At 40.9% G+C, this 17,603-nt stretch carries 11 protein-coding genes and 1 tRNA gene; 7 read left to right on the forward strand and 5 right to left on the reverse strand.

Going from position 1 to position 17,603, the window contains the following annotated elements; all coding sequences use genetic code 11:
- Positions 1-13 precede the first annotated feature (13 nt).
- Both VB693_RS03360 and VB693_RS03365 read right to left on the reverse strand, forming a co-directional pair.
- Positions 14-544 (reverse strand): DUF1622 domain-containing protein, encoded by a 531-nt coding sequence (locus VB693_RS03360; RefSeq protein WP_323265047.1) that lies wholly within the window; start codon positions 542-544, stop codon positions 14-16.
- A 61-nt stretch (positions 545-605) separates the two neighbouring features.
- Complete coding sequence (locus VB693_RS03365) at positions 606-2,246, reverse strand: adenylate/guanylate cyclase domain-containing protein (RefSeq protein ID WP_323265048.1); 1,641 nt, start codon at positions 2,244-2,246, stop codon at positions 606-608.
- 451 nt (positions 2,247-2,697) lie between these two features.
- On the opposite strand from VB693_RS03365, the gene VB693_RS03370 reads away from it, so the two are divergent.
- Positions 2,698-4,179, forward strand: a complete 1,482-nt coding sequence (locus VB693_RS03370; RefSeq protein WP_323265049.1) for a VanZ family protein — start codon at positions 2,698-2,700, stop codon at positions 4,177-4,179.
- Between the two features lie 4 nt (positions 4,180-4,183).
- On the opposite strand, the gene ylqF is transcribed toward VB693_RS03370, so the two are convergent.
- Positions 4,184-5,068, reverse strand: coding sequence for a ribosome biogenesis GTPase YlqF (gene ylqF, locus VB693_RS03375; RefSeq protein ID WP_323265050.1), 885 nt, complete (start codon positions 5,066-5,068; stop codon positions 4,184-4,186).
- A 65-nt stretch (positions 5,069-5,133) separates the two neighbouring features.
- Positions 5,134-5,511, reverse strand: coding sequence for a VOC family protein (locus VB693_RS03380; protein ID WP_323265051.1), 378 nt, complete (start codon positions 5,509-5,511; stop codon positions 5,134-5,136).
- A 188-nt stretch (positions 5,512-5,699) separates the two neighbouring features.
- On the opposite strand from VB693_RS03380, the gene VB693_RS03385 reads away from it, so the two are divergent.
- From VB693_RS03385 to VB693_RS03395, 3 genes are all read left to right on the forward strand, one after another.
- A complete protein-coding gene (locus VB693_RS03385) occupies positions 5,700-8,249 on the forward strand; it encodes a proteasome protein (protein ID WP_323265052.1) in 2,550 nt (849 codons plus the stop codon).
- A 59-nt stretch (positions 8,250-8,308) separates the two neighbouring features.
- Entirely contained in the window at positions 8,309-11,710 is a 3,402-nt protein-coding gene (locus VB693_RS03390; RefSeq protein ID WP_323265053.1) for a molecular chaperone, read from the forward strand.
- Between the two features lie 78 nt (positions 11,711-11,788).
- Positions 11,789-12,919 carry a hypothetical protein gene (locus tag VB693_RS03395; RefSeq protein WP_323265054.1) on the forward strand — a complete coding sequence of 377 codons (1,131 nt, stop codon included), beginning with the start codon at positions 11,789-11,791 and terminating at the stop codon, positions 12,917-12,919.
- Positions 12,920-13,550: 631 nt separating this feature from the next.
- Here the strand turns inward: VB693_RS03395 and nagZ are convergent.
- On the reverse strand, positions 13,551-14,639 hold the full coding sequence (nagZ, locus tag VB693_RS03400) for a beta-N-acetylhexosaminidase (RefSeq protein ID WP_323265055.1): 1,089 nt from the start codon (positions 14,637-14,639) through the stop codon (positions 13,551-13,553).
- Between the two features lie 201 nt (positions 14,640-14,840).
- On the opposite strand from nagZ, the gene pds reads away from it, so the two are divergent.
- The 3 genes from pds to VB693_RS03415 all read left to right on the forward strand — a co-directional run bounded on the left by pds (position 14,841) and on the right by VB693_RS03415 (position 17,585).
- On the forward strand, positions 14,841-16,280 hold the full coding sequence (pds, locus tag VB693_RS03405) for a 15-cis-phytoene desaturase (protein ID WP_323265056.1): 1,440 nt from the start codon (positions 14,841-14,843) through the stop codon (positions 16,278-16,280).
- Complete coding sequence (gene crtB / locus VB693_RS03410) at positions 16,264-17,196, forward strand: 15-cis-phytoene synthase CrtB (RefSeq protein WP_323265057.1); 933 nt, start codon at positions 16,264-16,266, stop codon at positions 17,194-17,196. Before pds ends, crtB begins: the two co-directional genes overlap by 17 nt.
- A gap of 297 nt (positions 17,197-17,493) precedes the next feature.
- Positions 17,494-17,585 (forward strand) — tRNA-Ser (locus VB693_RS03415).
- Positions 17,586-17,603 lie beyond the last annotated feature (18 nt).

Here is a 17,603-nt window from a genome sequence, read left to right on the forward strand (position 1 = left end):
GGTGAGTCACGGTTTAATGATCAGATTGATCTATTTCTTCTGAAGATGAGTTGTGAAGATTTTCTCTATGTGTAAAACGAGCTTGTTCAACTTGCTTAATCTCCCGTTCCAGGAAGTAGTTCAATAGTGTTCTTAAAAGCACAATCGCCCCCAAATTGAGAATATCTTGGCGTGTAGGTGCAACTGCTGTTTGCAAAATATCACTAGCAACAGTAAATTCTAATCCTAATGCCAATGCCCTTCCTAGTTGCAACCTTACTACTTCAGTAGAATCAATATGTTGTCTATGACGAGAAAATATTTGCCGAAAATAAAGAGCAATTCCACGAATCACTGCCAGTCCAATTACTACGGCTGCGGCAATTTCTGCTGTTGCTGCTAAGTAGCCAACAATGAGCTTTAACCATGACTCTAAAGGTTCTCTAGCTGCTTGTGTTGCCTCAATTTGTCCGACGTTAATACCTAAAAGTAGAACTAATCCAAAAATTAATGCTAAAGGGAGTAAAAGATTAACTAAAGATTCTAATAATGACTCCCGCTTCATATTAATTCGTAATTCATAATTTCAATACCTAAGTGTAAAATATATGACTAATGGCTAATAACTATGGATGAATAATTGTTGTTAAATGATGCAATTTTGTTTGATAAACTTTGACTAGTCTATCAATACCTTTAAATCGATGATCTCCCATTTCTTGGAAGTCTTCAGGTTGTGAAAGTAATTGATAGGTAGCTTCACTAACAACACATTCACTAGGAGGACAAACTGCTTCCATTCTCGCGGCTAGGTTAATAGTAGCACCTAATGCTGTGTACTCTACCCTTTGGGAACTACCGACATCGCCTACAACAGCTTTACCACTGTTAATCGCAATGCGTAATTGTAAAGGTTCATGCCAGAAACCGTTGGCATTGAGATGTTCTAGGCGAGTTAGCATACCTTTAGCAGTTGCTGTAGCGCGATCGGCATGATCGGCTTGCGGTTCGGGTGCGCCAAAAAATGCCATGATACAATCACCGATGTATTTATCTAAAGTGCCGCCACAAGCGAATACTTCTTGTAGCATTTCTTCAAATAACTTATTTAATAATTGGGCGATCGCAGTTGGTGTTAACTTCTCAGAAATAGCTGTAAAACCAACTAAATCTGCGAATAAAATACTAATTTCACTTTCCGCAGGTGATAAACGACCATCTGGTAAACCACCCACAGAAATCAAATGTTGCACAACCGCAGGTGAGTGATAGCGTTCTAAGCGATGGCGAATTACTTCTTCTGTTTTCAGTTTTTCTACAAGTAACCAACGTTGTACACTCGATGCTACAAGATTGGCTAAAGCAGAAAAAAAGCTGAGTTCTTCTTCACCATCTTTTTCCCAATGATAAGAAGACAAATGAGCATCAGCATAAAGTACACCCACTACTTTATTTTCATCCCATAAAGGGACAGCCATAGCACTACGAATTCCTTTGAGTAAAATGCTATGTTCACCAGAAAACCTTTCATCTTTTTGGGTATCAGCAGTTTGAATTACTACTTTTTCTTCAAAGACTTTTTGGCAAATACTCCGACTAATCCAACTAGCATCAGCTAAGAGATATTTTTGCTGAGTTTGGTTTCTAGTACCAGCATTAACTAACTCTAAATTACCGCAACCATTGACATCAATTAATAAAGCCAATCGGTCAATACTACTAAGATAACGAAATACAACTTGTTGCACTTGAGAGAAAATTTCTTCTATAGATGCTGCTGCACAAAGGTTTTTAGCTATATCTACTAAGTCTTTAAGACGAGCAATGGTTTTATTTTTGTCGCTAATATCACCATCATTACCATTAGCTTCTATCCATTGTTGTTGTAGTTGTTTGACGTTACGAAAAATCGTTCTTGGCTCAGAACTATCTGAAATAGTTAGTTGTTTAAGTGGCGGTGGTGAAAGAGGTGTGTGAAACAATACGACTAAATTCACATTACCTAGCCAAATTACATCACCGTGATGTAACTTTTGGGCTTGACTGACAATTGTTTGATTAACTTGTGTACCGTTCTTACTACCCAAATCCTCAACCGTCCATGTACCCTCAGCCTTTTTTACGAGTTGGGCGTGCTTGCGGGAAACTCCCCCAAAAGGTAGATATAAGTTACATTCCGGCAACCGACCTATTGTGAATATATCTTGATTCACAGTGACAGTTGTTTCCGTATCTCCCTGTTTTAAGAGTAAAGTCAGTTCAGTCATGAGTGTGATTTGTCTATTTTGGGGGCTGGGAGCGCAAACATATCTGGTTTGCAGGATATTTATGAACTCTTTACCATTTCTTTATGGCATTGTTCATAGCGATCGACAAGTCTTAGTATCAAATACTACATAAATATCTGTTGGCTTCAGGATTTTTTGGACGAGAACTCCGGTTTCTTCAAGAAACCGGGGTTCTGTATTGACTTACACAATTTTTCCCAATAACTTAACTGAACCTTCATTATTCGCCAAAATTAATTTGCATTTACAGTTTCTTTGTAATATCTTTACAAAAAAAATATATATAATTAGGTCAAAATATAAATAGGTGAATAATATTAGAAAAGCATTATCTACTCTGCATCTATATCAAGCATTTATATGCCAATTATTATTAACTAATAACCAAGCATTAATTTACACTTATCTACTGATAGATAGATATTTAAATATGAATAATCAACAGAAATATTTACAACCATATAATTGGCTACTTTGCAGTATTAGCATTTTAGCTGTATTTCTAGCTACACTTTATCCATTCAATTTTTCAGATGTAGATAATTTTTCATTACCTGAAGTTATTCTCAGTTTTAATAACTCCAGTTCTTTTCAAGATCAGGTAAATAACATTTTGTTATTTATGCCTTTAGGTTTCAGTTTAGCCAGATTCTTACAAAGCCTGAAAATTAAAAGTAGATTACAAATTCTATTAGTTATCTTAGCAAGCTTGAGCTTGTCATTGACAGTAGAGGTATTACAAATATTTTTACCTTCTAGAATGCCTACACCTGCGGATTTACTCAATAATACCCTAGGGGGATTTTTGGGTTATATTGGCTTTTATATATGGAATAAAAAAAGCTTTAATATGACTGTTGAGAGAATAGAAACCAGTCGGTTTAGTCAATCCAATCAGCAGATTTTAGGATTTTTTATAGGATATTTATTTGTAACTTTGTTAATTTCATTATTATGGCAAAGCACAACTAATTTAAGTAATTGGGATGTTAATTATCCACTAATAATTGGTAATGAAAGAACGGGTGATAAGCCGTGGCAAGGATATATATCTGAAATCCATATTGCTGATAAAGCTCTATCAAGGAATCAAATAGGACAGGTTTTAAGAAACTCTAGTTATTTTGATAATCTTGGTGATTACTTATTAGTTCACTATCAATTTAATGAGAAATGTTGCTATCAAGATAAAACATTACAACTACCCAAATTAATCTGGCAAGGAGAACCTATCAATCAAGATGGAAGTCAAGGTGTATTTTTGAGCAATAATCATTGGCTACAAACATCTGCTCCTGTTACAAAACTGAGTGAAAAAATCAGTCAAACATCAGAGGTGACGATTAGTGCTATTGTCAAGGCAGCGAATACGGAACAGGATGGGCCAGCACGAATTATTTCTATTTCTGATAATTCTTTTCGTCGCAATTTAACGGTGGGACAAGAGGGAAATAGCCTAGATTTTCGCATAAGAACACCCATTACTGGGGAAAATGGGTCAGAGCTTAAATTGAATATACCTAATATTTTTGTGGATACCAGACCACATCATCTAGTTATTACTTATGCTAGAGGAACTATTCAAGTTTATGTAGATAATCTACAAAATGCTTACTCTTTTAACTTACTAGAATTAATTCCCAAACAACAAAGAGTTTTCTACTATGCACTAACTTTTATACCCCTAGGGATAGGCTTAACTATCCTCACTCTCCTAACAAAAAGAAGATTCATCTTTTCTAAAGTTATTTACAGTGGAATATTAATACCTTCTTTAATCCTAGAAGGTGTTTTAGTCAGTGAAAGCGGTAAGAATTTCAGTATCAAAAACTTGTTAATGGGAATAACATTTACAGCAGGAACAATGCTGCTATTAAAAGCAAGAGCCTCTCAAATAAAACTGAAAAACTAACCGTCTAGATGTTGGGTGGTAATTCCAAAGGGAGCGTTCCGAGTAAACCCTTGCGATAATCTGTTAAAAGTTCCCTAGCAGTTCGTTCTACATCACCTTTATGACGATATGCGGCTAACGCGTGTAAGTATGCTTCTCCTGTGTGGGGTATGGGGTCGAGTTCATAACGTGAATATAAGGGTGATCTGGGTAATAACTCACCAGCTTGCTCTTCTAAAGAATTCAGTAAATCTATGAATGCAGCCGCTACTAGTTGATTATCGTAAGCGGCTTGACCAATATCATCACAAATTGCCAGTTTTATGGCTGCTTCTTGATTACCCATCTTCAGGGGGATGACTCCGGGTGCATCTAACAATTCCAACTGATCGGAAATTCGCACCCAGCGCAGTTGACGTGTCACCCCAGGACGAGCCGCGCTTTCGACAACGCGCTTTCCTAATAAACGGTTGATTAAAGCTGACTTACCAACATTAGGAAAACCAATTACCACAGCGCGCACAGGACGAGGTAACATTCCCCGATCGCGTCTTCTTTGGTTGAGTTCTACCCCGGCTGCTTGGGCAGCTTTAGCAACTCCGGTAACACCTTGACCGTGTTGAGCATTGGTACAATAAGGTTCTTCTCCCCGATTTTTAAAGTAATTTATCCACAGCGATCGCACTTGGGGCGGTATCATATCTAAACGATTCAACACCAAAACTCGCGCCTTGTTTCCCACCCACTCATCTATTTGGGGGTGGTGTGTCGCCAAAGGAATCCGCGCGTCTCGTACCTCAAAGACCACATCTACCCGCGATAGGTGTTCTTTGAGATTCTTTTCCGCCTTGGCAATATGACCCGGATACCACTGGATCAAATTTAATTTATAGTTATTTGTTAAGCCCATAGCAATTATGAATTACGAATTACGTTAGCGGAGCGGGGCGTTAGCCCATTACGAGTTATTAATTATTATCCCTTATGGCTTTGATGCAAAATCAGACGATTGCCATCGGGGTCATAGGCGTAAATTTCTCTACCGTGGGAGGCGATCGCAATTTCTCCTGGTGGGGGATAACCTAAATCTGTGAGGTGGGCGATCGCGTCTTCTAAGTTATTTACCTCTAAACACATACTCATTTTACTTGTAGCTGAGTGTTGAAATTCCGACTCGTATGTTTTTTTGGGCTGAAAAATCCCCACTCTTATACCAGTAAGTTGGAACTCAGCATATACATTTGGTATAAAACTGATTGGTTTTTGTGTCAATAAATTAGTATAAAAATTGGCTAATTTATCTAGATTTAGGGTTGCTATAGTTAGTAGTGCATCTTGATAGTAAAAACTCATATTTGTTAATTATCCAGAATTATCACCTTTTCACCCTGATGTAAGCTGATAAAAACTCAAGTCTTTAAAAGAGTAAATTATCGCAAAATCTTCCGAAAGATAGCCTAAACAAGTTGTAAATATAAAAGTTACAGGCCTTTTTTGTGTTATAAAACTCACAGAAAATTATATTATTGGTAGGCTACTCTATGGAACTAGAAAAAATAGGATGTTTTAAAGAGTACAGCGAAATTATACTTGAAAAAATTAATTCTGTTCCTCAAAATCCTTCTAAACAAGAAGATTGGATTCCTACTAGCTTAGATGAATGTATTTTGCGTCTCCGAGAAGCTGCGGAGAAAACTATAGGTCTTGCTACTTCGCCTGTGAAAATTGGTGTGATGGGAGAATTTAGTAGTGGCAAAACTTTACTTTTAGGTAGCTTAATTGGCTATGGTGATGCTTTACCCATTAGTGAAAATCCCACTACAGGAAACGTCACCGCTATTCATATCATCCCCCAAGCGGGCTTCTCAACGACACAGGTGGGTAACTTTACTGTGGAGTATTTGAGTCGGGAAGGGGTTAATGAGTGCTTGCGCTTCATGCTAGGAGAAGCTAATCGCCGTACAACAGCAGCCGGACTTCCCCCCATACCATCGGCTAAACTCAACTCTGGGAAAGACATTCTTAGCTGGTGTGAAGAAGCTTGGAATAGCAGCAATAACTTGGAATTACGTTATCTGGTGCGGGAGTTGGTGGTTTTTCTCCGCGCCTACAGTTCCTATGAGGCGTTGTGTGGTAAACGCTACGAAATTGATGCAGCTACGGCGCGTGATGGGTTACAGTTGGCGGAACAGCCAATGGCTATCCAAACTCTTAGCTTTGAAGAGTTACCGCCAGCGCATATTCGTTTACCGAGTCCACCGCAAAACTTACCCACCAAGTTATTACAAAATAGTTTTCCGTTAATTCGGCGTATTGATATTGAAGTGAGAATTTCCCAAGAAATTTGGGATGTTACAGGTGCTGATAAATTTATTCTGTTAGATTTTCCAGGTTTAGGTGCGGCGAATTCTGGCGCGAGGGATACCTTTTTATCGCTGCGAGAATTGGCGGAAGTGCAGACAATTTTGGTACTCCTGAATGGTAAATCGCCGGGGAGCGATCGCGCCAATAAAATTTTCACGATGATGCAACAACAGCGTCCTGGACAAGACCTCAAGGATTTAATTCTGGTGGGGGTGGGACGTTTTGACCAGTTACCTTTAGAAAGTGAAGGCGGCGAACGGGAATTAGACTCCCTAATTAACGACAGCCAAACCCCCAACCTCACAGCCGATATGGTGCTGCAAAAACTTAAGGTTCTGCAAACTACCATTGACGGTGCGAGTGCATTCACCATTAATAAAGACCGCATCGTTTTGCTATCCCCCCTATTGGGACTAGCGGAATTAGCCAAGCGTTCTAGTAGTGTGAAAGCAGGTTCAACGGAGTTTTTGGCGAACTTAGATTATCCAGAGTATTTGGAGAGGTCGAAGCGACTGCAACAAAAATGGCGCAGGTTGAGCGATCGCCTGTTAGAATCAGATGCACGTCACCATTTAGGGCGCAAACTGGGTTACTTTGCTCAAGATGGGGGTGTCGCCAAGCTGCGAGAATTAATTCAAAATCACGTTGCGAATCATGGACTCAAGCAACTGTATGAAGATACCCGTCGCGCGGCTGAGAATTTACAATTACAACAAGAGAACCTCAAAGGTATTATTGCCGAAATTCACGCCCAAGGTATTCCTACTGGTGACTCTCAGGCTTTAGTTGACTTCAGGAATGCGATTGAAAGTTTAGATAAAACCTATCGTAATTTCCAGAAAGATTTAGGTACACAACCACTCAAAGACCGCCGGGGAACAGTGGTTAGTGATGTAGTCAAAGACGAACTGACTTTTCAAGTTATTAGTTGGAGTCAGTGGACTTTATTATTTAACAAAGTCAACAATGGCACAATTACGCTGACAGAATCTAAGGGTGCAGCCGGTAAATTATTTGACCGAGGGAACAGAACTAATAACAGCATCCCGACCAAAAGCGATGACTTTTATCCAGCCTTTGCTAAGACTGTGCAAGAAGTAGAAGAATTTGCCCGCGATCGCATCCGTCAGGCTGTAGTAGACTTACTCAGTAAATTATCTCACCAAATTGCCCCAGAGCGCGATCGCCTCTTGGCAATTTTAACACCAGAAATAGAACAAGAGATTGAAGCGAAATTCGGACCGGAAGAAGCTGATTTATTTTATCAATTGCTGTTAGGATGCGACCCCAATAAATGGCAAGATGTAATTTTAGAAGAGATTAATCAACAAGATAAATCTCTCGTTCCTGAAGTTATGTTTCCTCTGGCGCGTCAGGATGAAAAACATAATATTGGTCAAATCTTTGATTGGTCGCCAGAAAAAAATCAAGGTCTACCTAGATCAGCTAATCACCAGTTATTTGTATTAAGATTGCGTGATGAAATTACTGCGAGTGCTAGCTTACATCTTGTACAGTATGTCAGCGAAGTTAATCAACAAGTCAACGCTGAATTAGAGGGGATTTTAGATCAAATTATTCCCACTTTGCAAAACCTCTCCAAAAAAGATGGCTTGCTGAGATTTATCGCGGCTGGTGACACCCAATCAGGTGTAGCAGTACCTACTTGGCTACAGAATCTCACAGAAATCGCTAACATTTCTGATTCCCTAACAGCTAATCAGTAATCAGTAATAAGTCATAAATTTACTGCTTAATGAATTCCGCCTTTTAAGGAAGATAAAAAATGCCTGTAGAGATTCAACTTGTGCCTCGCTTTCAAGTGCGGGTTAATCATAAGAAGTATTTAGAATTACCCAGTATTCAATTACTAGGTTCTGGAAACAACGTACCTCATATTTCCCGAATCAACTGCACAGTTAAAGGCATACCAGGCGAATTAGCAACTAAAATTCAACAAGCGTATAAAAAGTTTGATTCTGATATTCCCAAAATCTCCCAAATTGGTCAATTAGAACAGTATCCTTGTAAATTAGATCAACCTCTTACCCAAGCAATTAATTGTCATTTACGGGTAATGGTGGAATATTTTGATTCTGACAATTCAGGAAATCCACTGTTATCTGTACGGCAAAAAGTAGCAGCTTATTGTCATCTGTGGTCACTACCTATGGAACAAAAAACACCAAATAATCTGGGGTCAAATCCGTTTGAACTTCCTAGTCCAATATATAGCGAAAAACCTACCAACGTTAAACCCAAAAAACGCTTTCCTGGATGGTTGGCTTTAGATTTTGGTACATCCAATTCTACAGTTACTCTTTTTGACCCGATTGAAGTACCCATCGCGGAGGTTTTACCGAAAGAACAGGAAATCAGATTACGCGATCGCCTGTCACAATGGTTGAGTTCTCCGGCTTCCATTGCTTTACCAGAGGTGAACGAAAGTGAATGGGAAAAATTTATTGTTGATATTAGTAAAAATCTCGAAATCGAACCCAGTAATTTAAGTGAAGTTTTTAGTAGTGATAATAAAGGTAGATTTTTAGAAGCAATTCGGCAAATCGAATTATGTTTAGGTAACAGCGATAGATTCCGCCACGCCGTCAGTAAAAAACTTTATCAGATATATCATGAAGTCTTCCGCGTCCCGACTTTAGAATCACAGAATTTAATCCCGGTAGTTTTAGATATTGACCGCCGAGATACAGAGATACCCAGTGAGTTAGAAGTTTCCAGTTTAGAAAATTTAAAACTACGGATGGGGAGAGAAGCTAGGGATAATCGAAAAAAGGCGATCGCGCAAGGTACTAGCAGTTCATTAAAAGAAATCATCAGCAGATTTCACCATTCCCCCAAACGTTATTTTGGACAGGATCGGAATTTTTCCGTGATGTTGGATGGCGAAGAAGATATTATTAATGTTAACCAACTCATCCAAGCAGCATGGGCGCATTTAATCGAATTAACAGAAGATTATCGTCAACGAGCCAGACGCAGATTTTCGGAAGGGGAATTTTTAACAGCAGTTGTGACTTACCCCACCGTTGCACCCCCTGTAGTCAGGAAGGAAGTTAAAGAATTAGTCGAACAGTTGGGGATTGATGATGTTCAAACCGCCTATGATGAAGCTGTATCTGTAGCTATCTTCTTTTTATGGCGAGAATTTGGCGGGAATCTCAACATTGGGATTGAATCTTTTAAAACCCGTTGTCGCCAAGAAAACAATAAATGGTCACAAAATGTTCTAGTTTTAGATGTCGGTGGCGGAACAACAGACTTAGCATTAATTGAACTCACCTTAGAAGATAAAACCCCCTACTTTGCTAATAATGAAGACCGAGGATTAGGGGGACGTTATTATAAACTGACCCCGAAATTATTGGGTTCTTCTGGACATTTACAGTTAGGTGGTGAGTTAATTACACTCAGAGTGTTTAGATTATTGAAAATTGCGATCGCTGATTTTTTATTAACAGCAGTCACCAGAGGCGACATCGAAAGCGACAAACTAGAAGATTTAATCAACGCCGAATTAAACGAACGCTTTTTAGAACAAGGTAAATTTAAAAGCGGAAGTTTATTAAAATGTGTCGATAAGGAAAACCCCGAAGGTGACGCAGCCTATAAAGATGCTTTAGATACCGCCGAAAAAGTCATCCCCACCCGTTGGCAACAAGCACCCCAACGCCTGCAAAGTTTTTACACCCTCTGGGATCACGCAGAAACTGCTAAACTCAAACTGGGGCAAAAACCAGCAATTGAGAATACCCTATTAACCTTCACAATTTCCGAACAGCAAATTGCTGAACTCCTTACCCAAAGCGCGATTAAATTCCAGGTGAAGGACTCAGAAAATATTTGCGTCACCTTAGACAGCCAGCAATTTGAACGCGCCGCCGCCTCAGCCATCAAAGAAGCGATCGGAATTGCCAAAGGCTTAATGGAAAGCCGATTACGTCCCGAAGACAATAATATAGATCCCTGGAACACCCATAAAGTTGACTGGTTAATCCTCTCCGGTAAAACCTGCAATCTTGACCTAGTACAACGCCAAATTTACCAAGAATTTAGCAAATCACCCTATTTCGTTTGGAATCCCGAACGCATTACCTTTGTTTTGGAGTACACCAAGCTAGCCACCTCCGCCGGTGCTTGTTACGCCGAGAAACTGCGGAGACTGCGATTTGACCCTGAAGAATCGAAAGGATTGCTACGTAAAGGCGCAAACCAATTAGAAATAGACGTTAAAAACCTGTTTTATTATCTACCTTGCAACTTCAAACGCAAAACCCAAAGTAACGACCTCCTGACAGTCTTCAAAGCTGGACAAGAACTCTATCAACTCTCACCCTCAGAAAACGTCGCCAAAGTTCGCACAAATTGGGTAGGGACACAGTTAACCAACATCATTTATCGCCAAGACTACGAAGCAGGAGATTTACGCCTGTGGGGTAGCTTCGACGGTAAAAACCTCATGGGACAACTGGGGATGGAAGAAGCGGAATTTCTCAGAAAAATCAAAGTCCAGTTTGAGATTGACCAAACCCTGCAATTTAACATCCTACTGTGTCAAGGAAATCCCCACTATTTAATCGATGTCCCCGGAATTGACATCGGCGCAGCATTATCACAGTTGTCAGAAACATCATTATTTGCTGACGGTAAATTGAAATGGAACATCGCCGTCGAACGTCCTGATAAAGACTTAAGCGATGGTGATATCGCCGTCAACGTCATTGAATCAGCCACAGTAGATCAACCAGAGGCTTATCATTTGGTTTTTGAAGTAGATAAAGACGGTAACAAACCCCTGCAACAATTCCATTATCTGCGCGATGGTACATCCCAACCAGGAAACGGTTTAATCAGTAACCCCCTACCCCCCTTCCCCCACGCTAGCCAGCACACCTTTTATATGTACCAAACCGATGTCCAAACCAACACCAAAAAATGGATACGCATCGGCGCATTGCGTAAACCCGATGTCAACACAGATTACCCTTGTCAATATCGCGTCACAATCGACAACAGAGGTATCCTTCGCATCCACGCTGGTGACGTACCTTACTGGACATCACCCAATTTAGAATGTCTCACACACGAAGGATGTGTTTATATCGCTGAACTGGACTTACAACCCAATGAAGTTGATAAAGAACGCGATCCCTTTTGCGGCATACATTAAAACTACCTCACGCAGAGGCGCAGAGGCGCAGATAGTTTTTCTGAGGGTCTCTGCGTGGGATAAAAAAAGGTGATACTCATGCAGCATCTCTACAAGTTATTAGCAATAGAAAATTCAGAGTTAGCCCAGTTACTGCGGTATAGTCTGCATGGACTAGAAGCTTCGCTAAAACAAGCGCAAGCAGAACATCCTCATGACCCTGGTGCTAAAGTGTGCGATGAGGTGCTGCAAGAAATTCATCATCTGCTACAAGTAAAAGAAGAGGCAATACCTCCGGTAAGCTACACTAACGCATCCACCCCAACAGAATCAAAGCTGGATTATCTCCGTGCCGCATTTGAATCTGACTCAGAACTCAGCTTATATCTAGGAGACGCACCCCTATATAGCCAAACAGATTCCGACTTATGGAACGAAATTCACCGCAAATTGTTGCGAGTTCCCGAAGATTTGGCGGAATTTTGGCGACAACGTGCTTTAGACTTAGCGCAAGAAGTGGGTGCGTTAGCGCAGTTTACGGGAGGTATCGCAGATAATTCTCAACTCTATCATTTACCCTTCATCAGAGACGAAATTATCTACCCTGGACTCAGTGGTACAGTGATTTCCCCAGGATTATGCTTATCTCAAAAAGCACTTGAAAGAACTAAAATTATCCCAGAATATGCTTCTGAGGAATTAACTTTACTGGCGAGTTTCCTAGTTTTATTCATTAAATTTATTGAAATTGAACCAGAGTTACATCATGCCTTAAAGAGTGTGTTTAGCTTTGATGTGATTCCTCTACATTCCCAGCCAGAACAAAAAATACAATATGTTGAAGCTTTAGGCGATCGCTTCCACCGCACCAAAAAAGCCGAAGAAACTACCGATCCCTTGTTAATGCTACGCGCCTGGATTGACATGGATGAAGCCATCCACTCCTTAATCTTTGTCCCCCCAGCCGAACGTTATTCTTGGTGGGGTAAACTGCAACAAGAATCAAGACGCGCTTTAAAAAAAGTTGTGGCGATCGCAACTAATGCAGGTTACGAAGTGCGAATCCGTCAACTAACAGGTATTTATGCTGACATTTGTGCATTAACCAAAGATGACTTACAACTAGACTGCGGCGGAATCCCCGGCGAAGTTTTAACTTGTCTGCGAGTCTATGCCAGAATTAACAACGAAGAAATTCCCGGACGCGTCATATTTCGTTCATCACGATAGAAAAATTGGCGTTGCTGAAACTGCAATGAACTAACCCAGGGGAACTGTCCGATACTTCAAGTAGTGAAGCAATAAGCGAAGGGAACACTTGAGCATTAATTTTTATTTTTAGCGAAATTAATATTACAAAATATTGCAAAAATGAGTGCGGGGTAAATTAAATAACATCTTTTAATGCTTTTATTACTTATCTAAAAATTGTGCTTCTAATCCAGTTTCTGCTTTATTTACAATACTTTTCAATATTTTTTTAAACCTCTAGCTTATTGAGAAAAATGAGAAGGTCAGTTTTCTGAAGACATTATAACCACGCTAATATTGTCATGAAATTATAACTTAATTGTCAATAACTCGAAATATATCAATTAGTACCACAAAAAGTTTTTGTGATCCGGAGGTAAAAAGTCAAAAGTCAAAAGTTTGATATACCAAGGCTTTTGCTGTTTTGAAATGGTCTGCTTATTTACGCCGTGCTGTACTAGTACCGATTTTTTATCTTTGAGATTTAGCATCTTAGAGATAATCAAAAATCAAGTCAAATTTTAGTAAAATACAGTTCAGATAAGCGAATAATAGGGTTTTATAATGATTTATAAAACTTGATTGATCCTTGCTGAACTGTATTTTTATATCAATCAAAAGTACAAGCGATCGCTAATTCGGCGTGTTGTAATAATGTATCTTTATCTAAAGTTTCTACAGAATATTGTGGTGTAATTGCCAATAATTTTTCAATTCTGGCTCTAGCTGCTTCAACTACAGATGTAGCCAAGCTACCCTGACTTAAAGCATCAGCAAAATCTTCAGCTATTTTATAAGTCCGTTCTATTGATGATGAATGAATATTGCGCGACACGATAAACAAATCACACCCTGCATTAAATGCACGCGCCACTGTTCCCTTTTGAGTGAACATATCGGAGACAGCTTTCATATCTAAATCATCAGATACAACCACACCCCCAAATCCCAATTCTTCCCGCAGGATGGTTTTGAGAATAGCTGGTGAGAGCGTCGCCGGCCAATGGGGATCTATTTTGGGAAAGAGAATATGAGCTGTCATCATGATGGGAATTTTTGCCTCAATCAAAGCTTTAAATGGGATTAATTCTCGGATTCGTAAATCTTCGAGAGTGAGATTGAGAATTGGTAATTCCACATGAGAGTCTTTACTAGTATCTCCATGTCCGGGGAAATGCTTGGCAGATCCCACAATTCCCGATGCTTTGAGTCCCTGGTAATATTCACAGACCGCTTCAGCAGTAGTTTCAGGGGTGCTATCAAAAGCGCGAAATCCAATAATAGGATTTTGGGGATTGGAATAAATATCTGCTACTGGGGCCCAAGATAAATTAATTCCCAGTGATTTTAATTCTCTACCCGTGGCTTTGGCTACTTCCTGTGCGTGCGATCGCAACAACATAGCATGGGGAAACCTCGTAATTGGTAAAGGTGTCCGCACGACTCGCCCGCCTTCATGGTCTAATGTAAAAAACATCGACTCACGTCCAGCATATTCTCTTATTTGGTCGTGCAAATCTCGAAAACTTTGCAGCCACACCTCATAGGGGACACCATCCAGAAAATTTTTGCCGAAAAATATTACCCCTACAGGTTTCAATTCACTCAGAGCGCGTTTATCCTCATCACTTAAGGTAGTACCAGAAATACCCAGAATGAGGTGATGACCAAAGCTTTCTATTTGTTGTGATGCTGGCATAATAATTTACCTAGGATTGCTGAAATATTTTTAACTTCAAGAATTTCAGCCCTATCCTACACCTTCAGTCTTGGCTATTGACATCAACTGACAGATGGGAATTACTAATTGCAAATTAGTAGCAATGCCAAATGTAACAGATTGCAACGTATAATGAGAACGGCAAAACGATTAAGAAATATTGAAAAATAGTAGGTTTAAATGCGAGTAGCGATCGCGGGTGCTGGTTTAGCAGGACTCTCCTGCGCGAAATATCTCACAGACGCAGGTCACACTCCCATAGTCTTGGAAAGCCGAGACGTATTGGGTGGTCTTGTCGCGGCGTGGAAAGACTCTGATGGCGACTGGTATGAGACTGGATTACACGCCTTCTTCGGTGCATATCCTAATATGCTCCAATTGCTCAAAGAGTTGGGTATTGAAGACCGACTCCAGTGGAAAGAGCATACACTGATTTTTAACCAACCAGACAAGCCTGGAACACTCTCACGCTTTGATGTTCCCGATATTCCCTCCCCTTTCAACGTGATTGCGTCGATTCTTCGTAACCAAGATATGTTGACTTGGGAGCAGAAGATTCGCTTCGCTATCGGCCTAACTCCAGCAGTGGTGAGAGGTCAGAAGTATGTTGAGGACATGGACAAGTACAGCTTCTTAGAGTGGTTGGAAAAACAAGGTGTTGACGAGCGCGTTACAAGTGATGTGTTTATCGCTGCGTGTAAAGCACTGACCTTTATCAATCCCGACGAAGTTTCGGCAACAATCCTCTTAACTGCACTCAATCGCTTTCTGCAAGAACGATATGGCTCGAAAATAGCCTTTTTGGATGGTTCGCCTACAGAAAGGCTATGCAGTCCGATTGTAGAACACATCGCCGCAGGTGGTGGCGATGTGCGGCTGAATGCACCCATCAAAGAAATTGTCCTGAATGAAGATGGTAGCGTCAAGCACTTTATCATTAGGGGATTAAACGGTGCAGATGATTACATCGAAACCGCCGATTTTTACGTTTGTGCCACCTCAGTAGACGTGATCAAAGCGATATTACCCAAGCCTTGGCAGCAAATGGAGTTTTTCCAGAAGCTAGAAGGATTGGAAGGAGTGCCAGTTATTAACCTGCACTTATGGTTTGATCGCAAATTAACAGAAATTGATCACCTATTATTTTCGCGATCGCCCCTCCTCAGCGTTTATGCTGATATGAGCAATACTTGTCGTGAATACGCTAATCCCGACCGCTCAATGCTGGAATTAGTTCTAGCACCGGCAAAAGATTGGATTAGTAAATCTGACGAGGAAATTGTCACTGCCACTCTTGCAGAATTAGAAAAACTTTTCCCCGATCATTTTGGGGGAGAAAACCCAGCCAAACTGCTGAAATCTCATGTAGTGAAAACGCCGCGTTCAGTTTACAAAGCGACCCCCGGTCGCCAACAGTACCGTCCCTCCCAAAAAACTCCCATTGCCAATTTCTTGCTATCTGGGAGTTACACCATGCAACGCTACTTAGGCAGTATGGAAGGAGCTGTACTTTCTGGTAAGCTAACAGCGCAGGCGATCTGCGAATCACTGCCAGTGGCCAATGCCTCTAACCTGCAAACGCTAACCCGACCGCCTGCAACGAATGCTGCAACTGCCTGATTCCCCCCCGCGCATGAAAACGCTGGTCTCTGTAGATGAGTCCTACAAAATTTGTCGGCAACTCACAGCCAAGTATGCCAAAACCTTCTACTTGGGTACTTTGTTAATGAGTCCGGCAAAACGTCAAGCTATCTGGGCAATTTATGCTTGGTGTCGCCGTACCGATGAACTAGTAGATGGTCCTAGTGCTGCCATTACCACACCAGAAACCCTAGACCTATGGGAGCAGCATCTAGAGTCAATTTTTGCGGGTCATCCCGTAGAAAACTATGATGTAGCTTTGGTAGATACCCTGCAACGCTTTGCCCTCGACATCCAGCCCTTTCGGGATATGATTGCTGGGCAGCGTATGGACTTATACCGTAGTCGCTATGAAACCTTTGAGGAATTATACCTCTACTGTTACCGCGTCGCTGGTACAGTCGGCTTGATGTCAACATCTGTCATGGAAATAGACACCACCGGCAATACAGCCCCGTGGCATCAGTGTAAACAACCATATATTCCCACAGAAGAAGCGATCGCTAATGGAATTGCTCTTCAACTCACTAACATTCTGCGGGATGTTGGCGAAGATGCTAAGAGAGGGCGGATATACATTCCCCTAGAAGACTTAGCACAATTCAATTACACCGAACAAGAGTTCTTCAACGGTGTAGTCGATGACCGTTGGCGGGCGTTAATGCGCTTTCAAATTGAGCGGGCGCGGCAGTTCTACACCAAGGCGGAACAAGGCATCACTCATTTAGCACCAGACGCACGCTGGCCTGTGTGGGCAGCATCCATGCTGTACGGGCAAATATTGGACGTGATCGAACGTCAAGATTACAACATCTTTAATCAGCGTGCCTACGTTCCCCAATGGCAAAAGTTTCGCACCCTACCCATAGCTTGGATGCGATCGCAAGTGTTATGAAGAGTGCTGAGTTCTGAGTTCTGAGTTCTGAGTTCTGAGTGATTTTTAGTTTACTCAGCACTCAATAATGAATCAAGTACAAAGAAGATTGCTGAGTAATATACTCATTACTCATTACTCATTACTCAGTATGGGTACAAGCCCCCACGCCTAAGTCTTCAATTTTGAATTTTGTAGGCGCAAGCCTTGCCGTTCGCGTAGCGTCTCCTACAGGAGAAGGCTATTTTGAATTTTTAATTGGAGCGCAGCGACTTGACTTATCACTAAACATCCGCTAACATTGATATTCGTGACCGTGGAGAGGTGGCTGAGTGGTCGAAAGCGGCAGATTGCTAATCTGTTGTACGGCAGGCAACTCCGTACCGAGGGTTCGAATCCCTCCCTCTCCGTTTTCCCAGATTGAAGTA

Origin of the sequence: Anabaena sp. UHCC 0399, from assembly GCF_034931465.1 — a bacterium.
Classification (GTDB): domain Bacteria; phylum Cyanobacteriota; class Cyanobacteriia; order Cyanobacteriales; family Nostocaceae; genus Trichormus; species Trichormus minutissimus.

Coding starts and splice junctions, on each gene's coding strand:
- VB693_RS03365 (WP_323265048.1), bottom strand. CDS start 2,246: ATGACTGAACTGACTTTACTCTTAAAACAGGGAGATACGGAAACAACT.
- VB693_RS03385 (WP_323265052.1), top strand. CDS start 5,700: ATGGAACTAGAAAAAATAGGATGTTTTAAAGAGTACAGCGAAATTATA.
- VB693_RS03370 (WP_323265049.1), top strand. CDS start 2,698: ATGAATAATCAACAGAAATATTTACAACCATATAATTGGCTACTTTGC.
- VB693_RS03390 (WP_323265053.1), top strand. CDS start 8,309: ATGCCTGTAGAGATTCAACTTGTGCCTCGCTTTCAAGTGCGGGTTAAT.
- nagZ (WP_323265055.1), bottom strand. CDS start 14,639: ATGCCAGCATCACAACAAATAGAAAGCTTTGGTCATCACCTCATTCTG.
- VB693_RS03360 (WP_323265047.1), bottom strand. CDS start 544: ATGAAGCGGGAGTCATTATTAGAATCTTTAGTTAATCTTTTACTCCCT.
- crtB (WP_323265057.1), top strand. CDS start 16,264: ATGCTGCAACTGCCTGATTCCCCCCCGCGCATGAAAACGCTGGTCTCT.
- VB693_RS03395 (WP_323265054.1), top strand. CDS start 11,789: ATGCAGCATCTCTACAAGTTATTAGCAATAGAAAATTCAGAGTTAGCC.
- VB693_RS03380 (WP_323265051.1), bottom strand. CDS start 5,511: ATGAGTTTTTACTATCAAGATGCACTACTAACTATAGCAACCCTAAAT.
- pds (WP_323265056.1), top strand. CDS start 14,841: ATGCGAGTAGCGATCGCGGGTGCTGGTTTAGCAGGACTCTCCTGCGCG.
- ylqF (WP_323265050.1), bottom strand. CDS start 5,068: ATGGGCTTAACAAATAACTATAAATTAAATTTGATCCAGTGGTATCCG.